The following is a 15,310-nucleotide window of genomic DNA, read 5'->3' on the forward strand; positions in this document are numbered from 1 at the left end:
GGTACCGAAAACGGGCCCCTCGTTGCTGCCGTCCTCAGCCACCGTTAAGCTGGCCGGGTAATCAAGGCAAGCCTAAACAAAGCAAGGTGATCCTCAGTGAGCAGCGATCCGACCCACGGCGCTCGGGTTCCGTCCCGTACGCAGGTCGCCATCGTCGGCGCCGGCCCCGCGGGTCTCACGCTGGGACATCTGCTCCATCTACAGGGCATCGACTCGGTCATCCTGGAGCGCAGCAGTCGCGCCCACGTCGAACAGCGCCTGCGGGCGGGCATCATCGAGCAGCCGAGTGTCGATCTGCTCGTGGCGGCGGGTCTGGGTGACAGACTGCTCCGCGAAGGCATGCGGCACAGCGGGTTCTACCTGCGCTACGACGACGTCACCCATTACCTGGACTTTCATCCATACACCGGTCAGTACGCGACCGTCTACGGCCAGCACGAGCTGGTCAAGGATCTGATCGCCGCACGCATCGACACGCGTCGTCCGCTGCATTTCGACACCGAGGTCACCGCGATCGCCCCCTCCGGACCGACCCCGGCGGTCCGGTACCGGACGACAGCCGGCGAACGTACGCTCGAGGCCGACTTCGTGGTGGCCGCGGACGGCTTCCACGGCGCCGGCCGGGCGGCGATTCCCGCCGATGTCAGGGGCGAGCTCATCCGTGAGTATCCGGTGGCGTGGCTGGGCATCCTCGCCGAGTCGACTCCGGCCGCACCGGAGGGCATGTACTGCCCGCATCCCAACGGCTTGTCCGTGCACAGCATGCGTGGGCCCCGGCTGTCCCGGCAGTATCTGCAGGTGCCGGCCGACACCGACCTCGGCGACTGGAGTGATCCGCAGATCTGGGACGAGTTGTCGGTGCGCTGCGCCGCCGCCGACGCCGTCCCCCTGGAGACCGGTCCGATCATCGAAAGGTCCCTGGCGCCCCTGCGCAGCTACGTCTGCAGCACGATGCAGTACAAGCGCCTGTTCCTGGCCGGGGATGCCGCTCACATCGTGCCACCGACGGGAGCCAAGGGACTGAACCTGGCGATCTCGGACACCTGCGTGCTCTCCCATGCCCTGGGAGCGGCGATCAATCACGGAATCACCGAGCATCTGACGCGGTATACGGCAACGGCGCTCCCCCGCGTCATGGCCGCCCAGCGATTCTCGGCACTGCTCACCACCACGCTGCACGCGCTGCCCGGCGACGGATTCACCGAGGCCCTCCGGCGCGCGACGCTCGATCGATGGGTCGGCTCGGAGGCCGCTCGGCACGAGCTCGGCGAGGTGTACCTGGGCTTGCCCTTCGCCACTGCCCCGACCTTCGGTACTCCGATCGGCGCGGGAGCGTCGGCATGAATGCGGATAGCCGTGTGGCGCAGGTCATGCATTCGACTTTGTTCGTTTGGCTAGGCTAGCCTAATATTTTCTAAGTATCGCAAAAACCCCGAAACGGTCGCAGGAGAACCCATGGACACCCAGCACGCACTGGTCCGCGCCAGTCTCTCGAGCGGCAAGGCTCTGCGGTTGGCGCGTATCAGCGATCCCGCGACCCGCCGGGCGCATATCGTGCCGATGGACCATTCGGTGACCGTCGGCCCACTCGGCCCCGTCGACCACACCGAACGTATGGTCTCCGTTCTCGCAGGCACCGGCATCAACGCCGTGGTGCTGCACCGCGGCCGCATCAATCGCGTACCCGTCGACGCCTTCACCAGCATCGGTCTGATCGTCCATCTGTCAGCAGGTACCTCGATGAGCCTGGACACCGACGCCAAGGTTCTCGTCTCCGGTGTCGAGGCCGCCGTGCGATCGGGAGCCGACGCGGTCAGCATCCACGTCAACATCGGATCGCAAAGCGAACGTCAGCAGCTGGCAGATTTCGCCGCCGTCGCCAGGGAATGCGACGTACTCGGAGTCCCGCTGCTGGCGATGATGTACGCGCGCGGACCGCAACAGAACGCATCGTCTTCGGCGAACACACTCGCCCACCTCGCGGCGATCGCCACCGACCTCGGCGCCGACATGATCAAACTCGACTACGCCGGGTCGCCCTCGGCGATGCAAAGTGTGGTCGCATCCACGCCGGTCCCCGTCTACGTGGCCGGCGGCGCGACGGTCAGCGACGACGCCGCGATCGCGCTCGGCGCGGAGGTCATGTCCAGCGGTGTCGCCGGTTTGAGCTTCGGCCGCAACGTCTTCGACGCGACCAACCCGGTAAGAGTCGCCACGGCCCTCGCCCGGATCGTCCACAAACGCATCGCCGACAGTGATCGCGTGGCGGCCCTCGCCTGACCCCACCAGCTCAATACGCCGGTTCTCGTCCGCGCGCATCCGCCAGGCCCTGGGTCGGCACACCTCACCCAAGCAGAAAGTCAGGTCCATCCGCATATGACCAGCCATGTCGTCGTCACCGACCAGATCGTGCCCGCTTCACCGTCGGAGAACGACCGGAACAGCGAACACTTCGCGTGGGTCGATGTGCGGCACCTCGACGGTGCCGCCCGCGACGCCGTCGTGCAGGCCGCGATCAACTACGGCCTTGACGGTATCGTCTCCGACGACGCCGCGATGCTCTCGGGCCTGCCCCCCACCGTTCGCCGGATCCTGACCGGTACGCAGCCGGCCGCAAACACGACGGACCCGGGCAACAAGGACGCCGACAAGAAGGCCGACAAGAAGAAGGTCACGGACGGCGAGTCGTTCGTCCCGGACCTGGTGCTGACCGAGGCCACCGACCTGCAGGATGGCAGCGCTCCCGCAGCCGGTGTGCACGTCGTCGTCTCCGATGCACCGACCCTCGGCCACGCGTGCGAACTCGTCCGGGTGACGCCGTGGACAGTGCTGACGTTCACCGATCCCACCAAGATCCCGCTCGAGATCGTCATCGCCGCGGCCGAGAACTCCGGCGGCAAGACGGTCACCGTCGTCAACGACATCGAGGACGCCGGCATCGTCAAGCTGGTTCTCGAACACGGCTCGGACGGCCTGCTGCTGGCACCGCGCCACGCCGACGACGTGGTGGCGCTGGTCGACGTGCTCACGCCGGACGGCGACAAGGTGGAGCTCTCCGAGCTGACCATCACCGACGTCGCGCACATCGGGATGGGTGAGCGTGCCTGCATCGACACCTGCTCGCTGCTCGAACTGGACGAGGGCTGCCTCATCGGCTCGTTCGCCAGCGGAATGTTCCTCTCGTGCAGCGAGACCCATCCCCTGCCGTACATGCCGACCCGCCCGTTCCGGTGGAACGCCGGCGCCGTGCACTCGTACGTGATGACCCCCGACAACCGCACCCGCTACGTCAGCGAACTGCGGGCCGGCCAGCCGATTCTCGCGGTCCGCACCGACGGCTCGGTGCGCGAGGTGCGTATCGGCCGGGTCAAGATCGAACGCCGCCCACTGATCTCGATCACCGCGAGCTCCGCAGACGGCAAGACCATCAATGTGATCGCCCAGGACGACTGGCATGTGCGCCTGCTCGGCCCGGGTGGTTCGGTCAACAACGTCACCGAACTCAAGCCCGGCGACGTACTCCTCGGCTATGTCCCCACCGAAGCCCGTCACGTCGGCCTTCCGATCACCGAGTTCTGTGAGGAACGCTAACCCGTTCCACGACCTTCTGGTCCGGGTGAGCGCCGATCACGAGGATGTGGTCGCGCTCCGCACCCGGACCGGCACCGTCAGCTTCGCCAAGTTGTTGCGGCTGGTCGACGAAGGTACTGCAGGTCTGCGGACGGCCGGTATCGCGGACGGTGTACCGGTGGCGGTGCGACTGTCGGACTCGGTCGACGGTGTGATCGAACTGCTGACCGTTCTATGCTCGCCGCACCCGGTGCTGCCGATCGACATCGCTTCGCCACCCGAACGTACGGCCCGGCTGATCGAGGCCGCGGGGGCCGTCGCCTACCCGGGGGAGATCGGGCTGCCGAGCGCGTCGGTGCCGCGCCCAGTGCCTGGCACTGCAGTGCTGATGTTCACCTCCGGATCGACCGGAGAACCCAAGGCGGTACGTCAGGGCTTCGCCCAGTGGATGCACCAGATCACCGAACTCGGCCGCGAACTCGGTATCGGACCCGGCCGCAAGGTCGCGCTCGCGATGCCGGTCAGCTTCGGAGGCGGTCTCGACATCGCGCTGGCCGCCGTCGGCAACGGCGCCACACTGTGCGTGTCCCATCCGCGGACCGACGGCGTCGGCGAGTTGACCGCATCGTTGATCGAGTGGCGTCCCGACAGCCTGCATCTGACTCCCGCGCTGCTGCGGGCGCTGCTGGCCGAACCTGGCGCCGACGATGCGTTCGCAACCACCGACATCGTATGCACGTGCGGCGAGGCGATCGGCGCCGGTGACGTGGCCAGACTGCGCGAAGTGAACACGAACGTCACATTCACCAATCGGTCCGGTTCCACCGAAACGGGCAACCTCGCCTTCAACGTGTTCGGGCCGGACCGGCCCCTCCCGGATGGCATGATCCCCGCCGGGCGGATCGCCGCGGGCAAGGCCGTGACCGTCGTCGACGACCAGGGTCTGCCTGCGGCGCCCGGCACCATCGGAACCCTCGTCGTGCGTTCGCCCAATATTGCCCAGGGCTATCTGGGCAGCGACTTCCCCGACATCGGCGGCGTACGTGAACATGTCCTCGGCGATCGCGGGTCTGTGACCGGCGACCAGTTGCACCTGGCCGGCCGCGGCGACGACACGGTCAAGATCCGCGGCTACCGCGTCGACGTGTCGGAGGTGGTCGGCGCGATCGAGGCCATCCCGGAGGTCGCCGAGGCCGCGGTGCTTGCCCGGCACGGGACCGGCGGCGCGGAGTTGATCGCTTACCTGGCGACCGCCCCGGGTGTCCGCCCCCCGTCCGTCGCCGAGATCCGTACCACGCTGGCGGCGTCGCTGCCGAGCTGGATGCAGCCCACCCACGTGCTACTGGTGGCCGCGCTCCCGCGCACTGAGCGCGGCAAGGTCGACCGCACCCGGCTCCCAGAACCGGCCGGACGTCCCCGGTATGTCGCGCCCGTGACCACGACCGAAGGCCTGCTGGCTTCCATCTGGGAGGATCTGCTCCGGGTCGGTGATGTCGGCCGCGACGACGACTTTCTGTCCCTCGGCGGTGACTCGCTGACCGTTGTGGAGCTGATCACCCGCACCACCGCCACCTTCGGCACCGCACTCACCCCGTCGGACCTGGTCAGTGCGCCGACACTACGGGCGGTCGCCGACGCCGTCGACCGCCGGAACCCGCCGGTGTCGGGGGGCGACGTGGTACCGCTGAGCGCTGTGCCGGCCGCTGACGACGACCGGCCGCTGGTCTTCGCATTCTCCGGCGCGGGTGAGTCGGCGTTGGCATTCGGTCCGCTGGCTCGGTGTCTGGGCGAGTACCGCGTCATCGGACTGCAGCCGCACGCCCTGGAGGGCCGCGGAATCCCCGACTGGACGGTCGGGGCGGCCGCACGCCGCTTCGCGCGCCACATCCTGGACATCTGCCCGCCGGGCCCGTTCCGGTTCGTCGGACACTCCCTCGGCGGTGTCATCGCCATCGAGGTGGCCAGGCTCCTGTCTGCACAGGGCCATCACGTCGAGCACATCGTGTGCCTGGACACCATCTTCGACGGCCCACTCGGCACGCGAGCGCGCATGCACCTGCCCGCGGTCGTCCCCCCGCGCGCCGATACCGAGGCCGACGGCGATCCGGCCGGCGAGACGACCGCGGCCGCGCTGTGGCGTCGGCGTCTGGCCCTGCTCAGCGCTGGTTGGTGGCGTCGGCCGGCCAAGGAGCAGTGGTCGCTGTTTCACGACCTGGGCCGGCGCTCGGCGCTCCTGCACCGACTGCGTCCCTGGTACGGGCCGGTCACCGCGATCCTCGCCGACGACAATCCGGACAACCCCGAATGCTGGTACGCCTATGCCCCGCATTGCGCCGGTGTTCATGTCGTCGCCGGCGATCACAACGCGATACTGCGGCACCCGTACGTCGACAGGACGGCGCGGCTGGTCGCCGATGCGCTCACCTCCCAGGTGACCACGCGATGAGGTTTGCCGTTCACGTTCTGGTGCACGAACATCCGCGGTTGTTCGCGGCGCTGATCGCCTCGCTGCAACATGAACAGATCGACGTCTACGCCCACGTCGACGACACCTCGCGTCAGGACCTGTTCGAATCGGCGGCCCGGGCTGTCGGTGCCGAAGTCGTTTTCGTGCCGCAGCCGCGCCGGGTGAACGTCCGGTGGGGCGGGTTGAGCCTGGTCCGGGCCACGCGGGAGTTGGTCGAGCTGGCAGTCGGTAGCGGCGTCGACCACCACCGGCACACACTGTTGTCGGGGGCCGACGTGCTCCTACGTCCTCTTCCGGTGCTGCTCGAACGGTGGTCCGACGATGCCGAACATCTGCGCATCGACAGACGGCTCAACCGCACCGAAAGCCAGGGCTATCTCAAGCCGCGCCGCTTCTGGTTCCCCGATCAGCCCGTGCTCGACCGCGCGTGGCTCTCCGGCCGAGTGCCCCGCCGACTCCCGCCGGGACCGCCGCTGGTCGAAGGTTCCCAATGGTGGTCGCTGACGTCCCCCGCGATCCGGACCATCCTGGACTATCTCGATGACCATCCCGCCTGGCTGCGCGGTCACCGGTTCTCCCTGTGTCCGGACGAGTTCGTCTTCCACTCGATCCTGGCCGCATCCGGGCTGGCGCCGAAGATCACCCAGAACTATCTCGACCGCACACCACCGGATGACACGCTGCATGCGTTGCACTTCATCGACTGGTCCGAGTACAGCGGCATCCGCCCCGCCGAGCTGACCGAACAATCGCTGACCGCCGCGCTGGCGAGTCCGGCGATGTTCGCCCGCAAGGTCGGGGCCGACTGGACCTGGCGAGCGGAACAGACGTGCTGAAAGGCAGGCTCGCTGTCAACGCGAGTGCGTTGATGGTCTCGTCGATGGCCACCGGTGCTCTCGGCCTGGTGTACTGGATGATCGCCGAACGGATGCTGCCCACCTCCGAGGTCGGGCGGGCGTCGGCGATGATCTCCACCGCCACCGCGATGTCGTCGCTGGCGTGTCTGTCGCTGGCCGGCGCGTACGAACGGTTTCTGCCTGTCGCCGGGCACCGGACCACCCGGCTGATTCTCGGCGGTTATGCCCTCATCGGCGCCACGTCGGCCATCCTCGGTACCGGTTTCGTGTTGCTGGGGTTCGGTTCGAAGCTGTTTCACAGCACCACGGACAAGGTGATGTTCCCGTTGCTGGTGTTGGTGCTGGCCTATTACGCGATCACCGATCCGATCCTGATCGGATTGCGCAGGTCACCGGCGGTCGCGGTGAAGAATGTGTTCCTGTCGGTCACCAAGATCATCCCGCTGTTCTTTCTGACCGGTACCGCAACGGCAATGGCCGTGGCTGGATCGTGGCTGCTGCTGGCCGCGCTGACGACCGCGGTGTTCATCGTGCACGTGGTGCGAATCGCGATCGGACGGCGCACCGAAAGCAGCGAGGAGTTGCCCGCCGGCCGTGAACTGATGGCCTTTCAGGGTGTGTTCTTCACGATGATGCTGGTCAGTTCGGTGGTGCCGTTCGCCTTGCCGCTGATCGTCGTCGGCACAGTCGGCACCACCCAGAACGCGTACTTCAATCTGGCGTGGACGATGAACGCCGCGGCAGGGATGCTGCGCAGCAGTTTCGGCGCGGCGTTCGTGGTGGAGGCCGTGCAACCCGGTGCCGACGGGCAGTCGCTGGTGCGTCAGCTCAAACGGATGCTCATCCCGCTGACGCTGGTGGTGGCGGCCGGCCTCGCCGTCGGCGGCCCGGTGCTGCTGTGGGTCGTCGGAGCCGAGTACGCCCGCGAGGCCGGACCACTCATGGTGATCCTCGCCGCCCAATCAATCATCGACACCGTCGTCATCGTGTACTTCATGGTCGCCCAGATTCAGCGGAAACTGCGGCTGATGCTGATCGTGCAGATCATGATCGTCACGGTCACCGTCGCCGGATCCGTCCTCCTACTGCCGCATATCGGACTCATCGGCGTCGGTTGCGCATCCATCGCCGCCTCCGCCATCGCCTTCGCCGTCGTCATCGGGCCCCTCATCACCGGAATCCGCGAGATGCAGCACGCCGAACATCCCACGCACCAACCCGAACCCCTGACGCAGCAATAGCCACCGCCGGGCAGATCCGGGCCCCGCCGAACGCCCACGAATACCCCTGCGTACAGGGGTGATTCACCCCGCCGGGTCGCGATCGCAACACGAGCGGGTGTCAGTCCCGCGACCTCGCGGCCGCCGCAGCCTCGAAGACGCGGCGGCCACCGAACCGGGCGATGTCGGCGCCTCGATAACGTACCCAGGCCCGCGCCGCCGCCGCCGCGGTACCGAGCACCAAACCCGTCCGCGACGATCCGGACGGCCACATCAGCCGGGTGAGCACATCGTCGGGAAGCGGTGTGACACCGATGGATTCGGCGTAACGGGAGGCGGCGAGCAGGTGTGAGGCCCGCTGTACCTCCGCATGCCGGTTGCTCACCGACTTGGCGTGAATCCGGTATCGGTAGCCGAGCATCGGGACGTTCCCGATCTCCCCGTAGGCGCAGAGCCGGGTGAAGAACTCGTAGTCCTCTGCGTGCACGAACGCCGGGTCGAACCGGATACCGGTCTCCTCGATCACCGACCGCCGGATCATCACCGACGCCCCGCAGTGACAGCTGCCCAGTAGCAGCCGCTGCCGGCACGCCTTGTCGATGCGCGGAGTGCGGACGTAGCCGGTCGCTGCCTCGAACAGCTCGTAGTCGGTACCGCATATGATCCGGGCGGGATGCTCAGCCATCCAGCTCAGCTGCGCCCGCAGACGGCCCTCCGGAAGCAGGTCGTCGGCATCCATGCGGGCGATGAACGTCCCGCGGGCCTCGTCGAGACCGCGGTTGAGTGCGGCGACCAGCCCGGCATTGGCCTGCGCCACCACCCGGATCCGGGAATCGCCGAGCGCCATCAGCTCATCGATACAGCCGTCGATGCTGCCGTCGTCGATCGCCAGCAGTTCCAGATCGTCGACGCCTTGCGCAAACACCGACTGCGCGGCATCGGCGATGTATCCGGACGCGTTGTAGGCGGGCATGAGGACGGTCACCAGCGGCGGTGTCTGCTCTGTCGTCACAGATCGCCTCTACCGGAATCGCAGAATCGTGGAGTAGAGAACGGGTGAGGCCTTCATCAACACTGCGAAGACAATCTCCCGGCGGTGTCCACCGGCCCAGAGCACCGGAATATCGGACAGCGAAATGCCTTGCCGCACCTCGTTGATCGCGGTGCGGTACAGTTCCGGATCGGCTTCGTCGGCATGGTCTGCGCGCATCGCCACGTGGGCGATCGAGGTGAGAACCTCCCGATAGTGATAGCCCAGGTAGTCCCGGTCCCACTCCGAACCACGGCCGCGGCCCGCCACCAGCGCCCGGACGTCCGCATCGGCGGTGAACAGGTCGAACGTGGTGGCCGAGAATGCCGTCGACAGCGAGCCCTCCCGGTACAAATACCGGTACAGGGGTGTTTCGATCATCGCCACCCGATCCACCGACAGCGCCACGCGGATGCTGGTCGCGATGTCCTCGTACGCCTGGTCCTCGGCCCAGGGCCTGGTGCCCAGGCTCGCCCGTTCGAACAGTTTGGTACATGCGTACGCCTTTGCCCGGCCCCGAAGAAGTTCGCGGGCGTACTCGGCGCCGGTGATGGCATCGGCGAGCGGCCGGGCCTCGTCGATCTGTAGGACCCGATCGTGCTCATCGACGCGATAAGTGCGGGTGACCGACATCTGGGCATCCGCCGCGTTCATCGCCGACACCAGGGTGTCGACGAACTCGGGCGCCGCGGTGTCGTCGCTGTCGAGGAACCACACCAGGTCGGTGGTCAGCACCGCCAGGCCGGTGTTGCGGGCCCTTCCCAGGCCACCGTTGCGCGGTTGGGTGATCACCCGGTGCTCACGCCCGTGTTCTCGCAGGGTCTCGACCGCGATATCGATGGATCGGTCGCCACCGCAATCGTCGACCAGCACGATCTGGTCGACGGGACGGGTCTGCGCCAGGACCGACTCGATACAGCCGCGCACGTAGTTCTCACACCGGTACACCGGAATGACAACTCCGACCGTTGTCATCGGGCCCCGGTTCCCCCACACAGGCAACACACAGCCATTAGGCTACCCTAAGCATTCTCGGGGCACGCCGAGGGTCGTGCGCCACTACACTTCTGCGGGTGAAGGATCTCCTGGTGATCGGCGCCGGTCCGGCCGGCCGAGCGATCGCCCATCGCGGCCTTGCGGCCGGCCTTGCCGTCACCCTCGTCGACCCCCATCCCGACCGGCCATGGCAGGCCACCTACGGCGCGTGGGCCGACGAACTACCCGACTGGCTGCCAACCGAATGCGTGGCGGCCACCGGGCCCGCTGTCGTATATACACCCGGTCGCAGGGTCCTCGACCGGGAATATGTGATTTTCGACACCCCGGCACTGCAGTCGGCACTCAGCGTCGATGGTGTGCACATCGTCCGGGCACGGGTGTCACACGCGTACAGCACCTACGTCACCTTCGCCGACGGTTCGCTTCTGTACGCGTCCACAGTCGTCGACGCTCGCGGCGTCGAAGCAGCCGGGCCTGCCGTCGACGCCCCGGAGCAGACCGCCGTTGGCATCGTGGTCAGCCACGGCGGAACGGCTGTGGAACATCGACCCGCCGACGACCGGATGGTGGTGATGGACTGGCGACCGGGCACCGGCACGTTCGTCTACTCCGTCGATCTCGGTCGTGGGCGGCGACTCGTCGAGGAGACCTGCCTGGCAGGCGCACCCGCCGTCGACATCGGCGAACTGGCACGCAGGCTCCGCGGACGGGTACCCGGGGTGGCCGTCCCGGATCTCGGCGGCAAGAAGGGCGGCCGTAGCCGGGTGTCGACGGGGGCCGAGATCGTGCGGTTCCCGCTCGTGGGATTGACGCCGACACCGTGGCGCACCTCTGGTGCCTCCCGATTCGGCGCCGCCGGAGGCCTGATCCATCCCGCTACCGGGTACAGCGTCGCCCAGTCCCTCGCACTGGCCGATGCTGTCGTAGCGGCAGCGAGCCGGGGCGCCGACGTGACCGCCGCCTTGTGGCCGTGGCAGGCACGCTGCGTGTACCGGCTGCGGGTCATGGGTCTTGCCGCGCTGCTGGCTCTGGGCCCCGACGATCTCGTCCTGTTCTTCGACCGGTTCTTCGCCCTCCCGGACTCCGTACAGCGGGCCTACCTGTCGGGCCGCACCGACCTGCCCGGTACGAGCGCGGCCATGTGGGGTGTGTTCGCGGCACTGCCCGTGCGGCTGAAGCTGACCGTCGCCAAGTCCGCGGCAGCAGGACTGCCCGCACACCGCGTGGCCGGCCCCTACCCGAAGACGGGTCTGCGCGCGCGGCTCAGTGCGTGGTGAACCGCGGGGTGTCGGTATTGCGGGCCAGCGGAATCACCAGGGGCGTACCGGTTTCGGGGTCGTCGATGATGCGGCACGGCAGCCCGAATACCTCGTGCACCATGTCGGCGGTGACGATGTCGGCGGGTTTTCCCTGCGCCACCACCCGTCCCGCCCTCATCGCGATGATGTGGTCGGCGTAGCGGAAGGCGTGGTTCAGGTCGTGCAGTACCGCGACGAGGGTTCGGCCGGACGTGCGGTTGAGTTCGGCGCACAATTCGAGCAGATCCACCTGATAGGCGATGTCGAGGTAGGTGGTTGGCTCGTCGAGCAGCATCAGCTCGGTCTGCTGTGCCAGCAGCATCGCCATCCAGACCCGTTGACGCTGACCGCCGGACAATTCGTCGACGAGCCTTCCCGACAGTTCGCTCACGCCGGTCGCGGCCATCGCCTCCACCACGGCGGCCTCGTCGTCGCGAGTCCACTGCCGGATCAGTTTCTGATGCGGGAACCGGCCGCGCGCGATGAGATCGGCGACGCGGATGCCGTCGGGTGCGATCGACGACTGCGGCAGCAGCCCGAGTGTGCGGGCGACCTGTTTGGCCGGGTAGCTCGCGATCGCCTTGCCGTCGAGCAGCACCTCCCCCGACGACGGTGTCAGCAGCCGTGACAGCGCCCGCAGCAGGGTCGACTTGCCGCACGCGTTGGGGCCGACGATCACGGTGAACTTGCCGTCCGGGATGTCGAGGGTCAGACCGTCACTGATGATGCGTGCGTCGTAGCCGATAGTGATGTTCTTCGCCTGCAAGCGCGAACCCGCGCGCGCTTCTTCCGCCACCATGACTTCGCTCATCGCGCCCTCGTCACTTTTCCCAGCTCCCGTCACTTGTGATCTCATTGCCGGCGCGCCTCCAGCGCCAGCAGCCACACCAGGTACAGGCCGCCGATCGATACGGTCACCACACCCACCGGCAGGTCCTTGTCACCGAACGCGAACTGCGCGATCCAGTCACTGACCACCAGTACCAGCGCTCCCATCGCGGCCGACGCGATGACCGTCACCCCCGCCGAGCGAGTGAGCCGTCGGGCCAACTGCGGCGCCGCCAGTGCGACGAACGAGATGGGTCCGGCGGCCGCTGTGGCGATCGCCGTCAGACTGACTCCGACGACGATCATCGCCAACCGCGTCCGTTCGACCCGGATACCGAGGGCGGCCGCCGCGTCGTCGCCCATGTCGAGCATTGGCATCCGGTAGGCGACCCAGAAGACGGGAATCACCAGGATCACCGCGACGATCAGCACCGGCTGCGCGTGCACCCACTCTTTGTTGTTGAGTGTTCCCGCCCCCCACACCGCCGCCGACATGGCGTCCTCGAGATCGGCTTTGAGGATCAGCCAGGTGTTGACCGCGGCCAGCACCGCCGAGGTGGCGATACCGACGATGATGAGCCGGAATCCCTGCACCCCGCGTTTGAACGCCAGCAGATACACCAGCAGAGCGGTGACGATGCCACCGATGAGTGCCCCGATCGCTGTCGGATAGTAGCTGGTGGCGACTCCGTCGAGGACGAGAAGTACCACCAGCGCGCCTGTGTAGGCACCGGTGTTGAATCCGATGATGTCCGGGCTGCCGAGGGGATTGCGGGTCAGGGTCTGGAAGATCGCGCCACTGATCCCCAGCAATATGCCGAGCACCAGGGCAAGCACCACCCGCGGAGCCCGCCACTGCGTGACGATCTCCGCGTTCTCGGTGTCGGCGCCGAAGACCGCCCGGACCACCTCTGTGATGGGGATGTGCAGGTCGCCGGTCGCCAGTTCAGCGAAAGCCGCCGCGACAGCGGCCAGGATCAGCACGACCACCACGACCACACCGCGCAGGTCGACGCGCGCCGACAAACCATCGGGTACCGCGGTGAAGGATCGTCCTCGCCGGGTGATCCCGGGCAGCCGGACGGCCAGCAGGGGCCGGCCGAAGTCGATCGCCTGGCGACCCTGACGAAGTCGCGGCCTGTTCAGCGTAGGGTTACCGCTCACAGGCCGCTCGCCTTCTTGCGCCGCACCAGCAGGATCAGCACCGGTGCCCCCACCAGCGCCGTCACGATGCCCACCTGCATCTCGTCGGGGCGGATGACCACTCTGCCGAGCACGTCGGCCGACAGCACCAGCATCGGTGCCCCGATCACGGTGTAGGCGAAGATCCACCGCTGGTCCGGCCCGACGATCCAGCGGGCGATGTGCGGGACCATCAGGCCGACGAAGCCGATCGGTCCGGCGGCCGCGGTGGCCGCACCACACAACAACGTCACCGCGATAACGCCGGCCACCCGGACACGTCCCACATCGGCTCCGAGGCTGCGTGCCAGATCATCGCCGAGCGCCACGGCGTTGAGAGGTCTGGCGATCGCCATCGCCACGACGAGCCCGGCCAGCACGAACGGCACGATCGCCCACACTACGTCGCCGCTGCGGCCGGCGATCGAACCCGCGTTCCAGGTGCGCATCGCCTCGAACGCGACCGGATCGAGCAGCACCAGCCCCTGTGTCACACCGCCGAGGACCGCCGCGATCGCAACACCCGACAACGTCAGCCGCACAGGGGTTCCTCCGCCGCGCCCCCACGAGCCGATCGCATAGACCAGGAGTGTGGCCAGGATCGCGCCGGCGAAGGCGAACCAGATGTATCCCCACAGCGCGGTCACGCCAAATGTTCCGACCGCAAGTGCCACCAGGAATGCCGCGCCCGCGTTTACGCCCAGGATTCCCGGATCCGCCAGCGGGTTACGGGTCATCGCCTGGATCAGGGCGCCCGCTACGCCGAGCGCGGCACCCGCGACCAGGCCGAGTGCGGTCCTGGGCAGCCGCATGTCCCGGACCACAAGGTGGTCCTGGGAGCCGCTGAAGGCGAACAACGCATCCCAGACCGTGCCCAGCGGGATGGACTTGGCGCCCACCGACAGACTGAGCAGGCAGATCAGCAGCAGGATCGCCAGGCCGGCGAACCAGCCGAGCGAACGGCGAAGGTTGGTACGCGCGATGCCGTGGGCCAGTTGCGCGACGGCGGCGTCATCGGTGACCGAGGCCTCGACCGGTGCCGCGGCGTTCACTGTCGAACTCACGTGCTCCTCAGACGGTGAAGCCGAGTGCGCGCAGTTGTTCGCGGCCGTCGTCGGTGATCTTGTCCGGCCCCCACGGCGGCAGCCACACCCAGTTGATCTCCAGGTCGGTGCACAGTCCGCTCCCGACGAGCGCCGTGCGCGCCTGATCCTCGATCACGTCGGTCAGCGGGCAGGCCGCCGACGTCAGGGTCATGTCGATCTTCGCGACGGCGTCGTCGGTGACGTTCAGCCCGTAGACCAGGCCGAGGTCGACCACGTTGATGCCCAGTTCGGGGTCAACGACATCACGCATCGCCTCCTCGACATCATCGAGACTCGGCAGTGAAGTCTGAACCTCACCCGAACCGGCCGCCAGATCCTGTGTGGTGACGGTCTCGTCGGTCATGCTGTCTCCTTTTCGTCAACACTCTGCGCCAGTGCGTCCTTGAATGCCAGCCAACCCAGCAGCGCGCATTTGACGCGGGCCGGGTACTTGCTGACGCCGGCGAAGGCGATGCCGTCACCGATGACGTCTTCGTCACCGGCGTCCTTGCCGCGTGAGGTCATCATCGTGCTGAATGAGTCGACCGTCGCGAGCGCCTCGGTCAGGCCGAGCCCGACGAGCTGGTCGAACAGTACCGACGTCGACGCCTGCGAGATCGAGCAGCCCTGCCCGTCGTAGGAGATGTCGGCGACACGGGCCCCGTCGTCGGACAGGGCGACCCGCAAGGTCACCTCGTCGCCGCACGTCGGATTGACGTGGTGGACCTCGGTGGTGAACGGATCACGCAGGCCACGTCCGTGGGGGTGTTTGTA

General features: G+C 67.6%; 14 protein-coding genes. 7 read left to right on the forward strand and 7 right to left on the reverse strand.

Translation table 11 applies throughout. From position 1 onward, the window contains the following. Positions 1-96: 96 nt before the first annotated feature. The 6 genes from KDB67_RS15625 (at position 97) to KDB67_RS15650 (ending at position 8,135) form a co-directional block, all read left to right on the forward strand. Positions 97-1,344 carry a 4-hydroxybenzoate 3-monooxygenase gene (locus KDB67_RS15625; protein ID WP_291017407.1) on the forward strand — a complete coding sequence of 416 codons (1,248 nt, stop codon included), beginning with the start codon at positions 97-99 and terminating at the stop codon, positions 1,342-1,344. Between the two features lie 111 nt (positions 1,345-1,455). Then, complete coding sequence (locus KDB67_RS15630) at positions 1,456-2,280, forward strand: 2-amino-3,7-dideoxy-D-threo-hept-6-ulosonate synthase (protein ID WP_291017409.1); 825 nt, start codon at positions 1,456-1,458, stop codon at positions 2,278-2,280. A 96-nt stretch (positions 2,281-2,376) separates the two neighbouring features. Beyond that, positions 2,377-3,591, forward strand: coding sequence for a 3-dehydroquinate synthase II family protein (locus tag KDB67_RS15635; RefSeq protein ID WP_291017411.1), 1,215 nt, complete (start codon positions 2,377-2,379; stop codon positions 3,589-3,591). Between the two features lie 25 nt (positions 3,592-3,616). Further along, positions 3,617-6,016, forward strand: coding sequence for an AMP-binding protein (locus KDB67_RS15640; protein ID WP_291017413.1), 2,400 nt, complete (start codon positions 3,617-3,619; stop codon positions 6,014-6,016). Next, positions 6,013-6,873, forward strand: coding sequence for a beta-1,6-N-acetylglucosaminyltransferase (locus KDB67_RS15645; RefSeq protein WP_291017415.1), 861 nt, complete (start codon positions 6,013-6,015; stop codon positions 6,871-6,873). Before KDB67_RS15640 ends, KDB67_RS15645 begins: the two co-directional genes overlap by 4 nt. A gap of 44 nt (positions 6,874-6,917) precedes the next feature. Continuing rightward, the gene (locus KDB67_RS15650; protein ID WP_291017417.1) at positions 6,918-8,135 is read left to right on the forward strand and encodes a polysaccharide biosynthesis protein; all 1,218 of its coding nucleotides are present in this window, start codon (positions 6,918-6,920) and stop codon (positions 8,133-8,135) included. A gap of 100 nt (positions 8,136-8,235) precedes the next feature. On the opposite strand, the gene KDB67_RS15655 is transcribed toward KDB67_RS15650, so the two are convergent. Both KDB67_RS15655 and KDB67_RS15660 read right to left on the reverse strand, forming a co-directional pair. Then, the gene (locus tag KDB67_RS15655) at positions 8,236-9,126 is read right to left on the reverse strand and encodes a glycosyltransferase family A protein (RefSeq protein ID WP_291017419.1); all 891 of its coding nucleotides are present in this window, start codon (positions 9,124-9,126) and stop codon (positions 8,236-8,238) included. A 9-nt stretch (positions 9,127-9,135) separates the two neighbouring features. Next, positions 9,136-10,119, reverse strand: a complete 984-nt coding sequence (locus tag KDB67_RS15660) for a glycosyltransferase (RefSeq protein ID WP_291017422.1) — start codon at positions 10,117-10,119, stop codon at positions 9,136-9,138. A 98-nt stretch (positions 10,120-10,217) separates the two neighbouring features. On the opposite strand from KDB67_RS15660, the gene KDB67_RS15665 reads away from it, so the two are divergent. Next, the gene (locus KDB67_RS15665) at positions 10,218-11,420 is read left to right on the forward strand and encodes a lycopene cyclase family protein (protein WP_291017426.1); all 1,203 of its coding nucleotides are present in this window, start codon (positions 10,218-10,220) and stop codon (positions 11,418-11,420) included. On the opposite strand, the gene KDB67_RS15670 is transcribed toward KDB67_RS15665, so the two are convergent. The 5 genes from KDB67_RS15670 to sufU form a co-directional block, all read right to left on the reverse strand. Beyond that, positions 11,407-12,252 carry an ABC transporter ATP-binding protein gene (locus tag KDB67_RS15670; protein ID WP_291017429.1) on the reverse strand — a complete coding sequence of 282 codons (846 nt, stop codon included), beginning with the start codon at positions 12,250-12,252 and terminating at the stop codon, positions 11,407-11,409. The genes KDB67_RS15665 and KDB67_RS15670 overlap by 14 nt on opposite strands. 41 nt (positions 12,253-12,293) lie before the next feature. Continuing rightward, the gene (locus KDB67_RS15675; RefSeq protein ID WP_291017437.1) at positions 12,294-13,346 is read right to left on the reverse strand and encodes an iron chelate uptake ABC transporter family permease subunit; all 1,053 of its coding nucleotides are present in this window, start codon (positions 13,344-13,346) and stop codon (positions 12,294-12,296) included. Positions 13,347-13,429: 83 nt separating this feature from the next. Next, positions 13,430-14,446 (reverse strand): iron chelate uptake ABC transporter family permease subunit, encoded by a 1,017-nt coding sequence (locus tag KDB67_RS15680; RefSeq protein WP_291017440.1) that lies wholly within the window; start codon positions 14,444-14,446, stop codon positions 13,430-13,432. Between the two features lie 76 nt (positions 14,447-14,522). After that, positions 14,523-14,900 (reverse strand): metal-sulfur cluster assembly factor, encoded by a 378-nt coding sequence (locus KDB67_RS15685; protein WP_291017432.1) that lies wholly within the window; start codon positions 14,898-14,900, stop codon positions 14,523-14,525. After that, positions 14,897-15,310, reverse strand: a 414-nt coding sequence (gene sufU, locus KDB67_RS15690; protein WP_291017434.1) for a Fe-S cluster assembly sulfur transfer protein SufU, incomplete at its 5' end; no start/stop codon positions are given. The genes KDB67_RS15685 and sufU, both read right to left, overlap by 4 nt.

The sequence above is a fragment of the Gordonia sp. (in: high G+C Gram-positive bacteria) genome (assembly GCF_020438995.1).
Taxonomy (GTDB): domain Bacteria; phylum Actinomycetota; class Actinomycetes; order Mycobacteriales; family Mycobacteriaceae; genus Gordonia.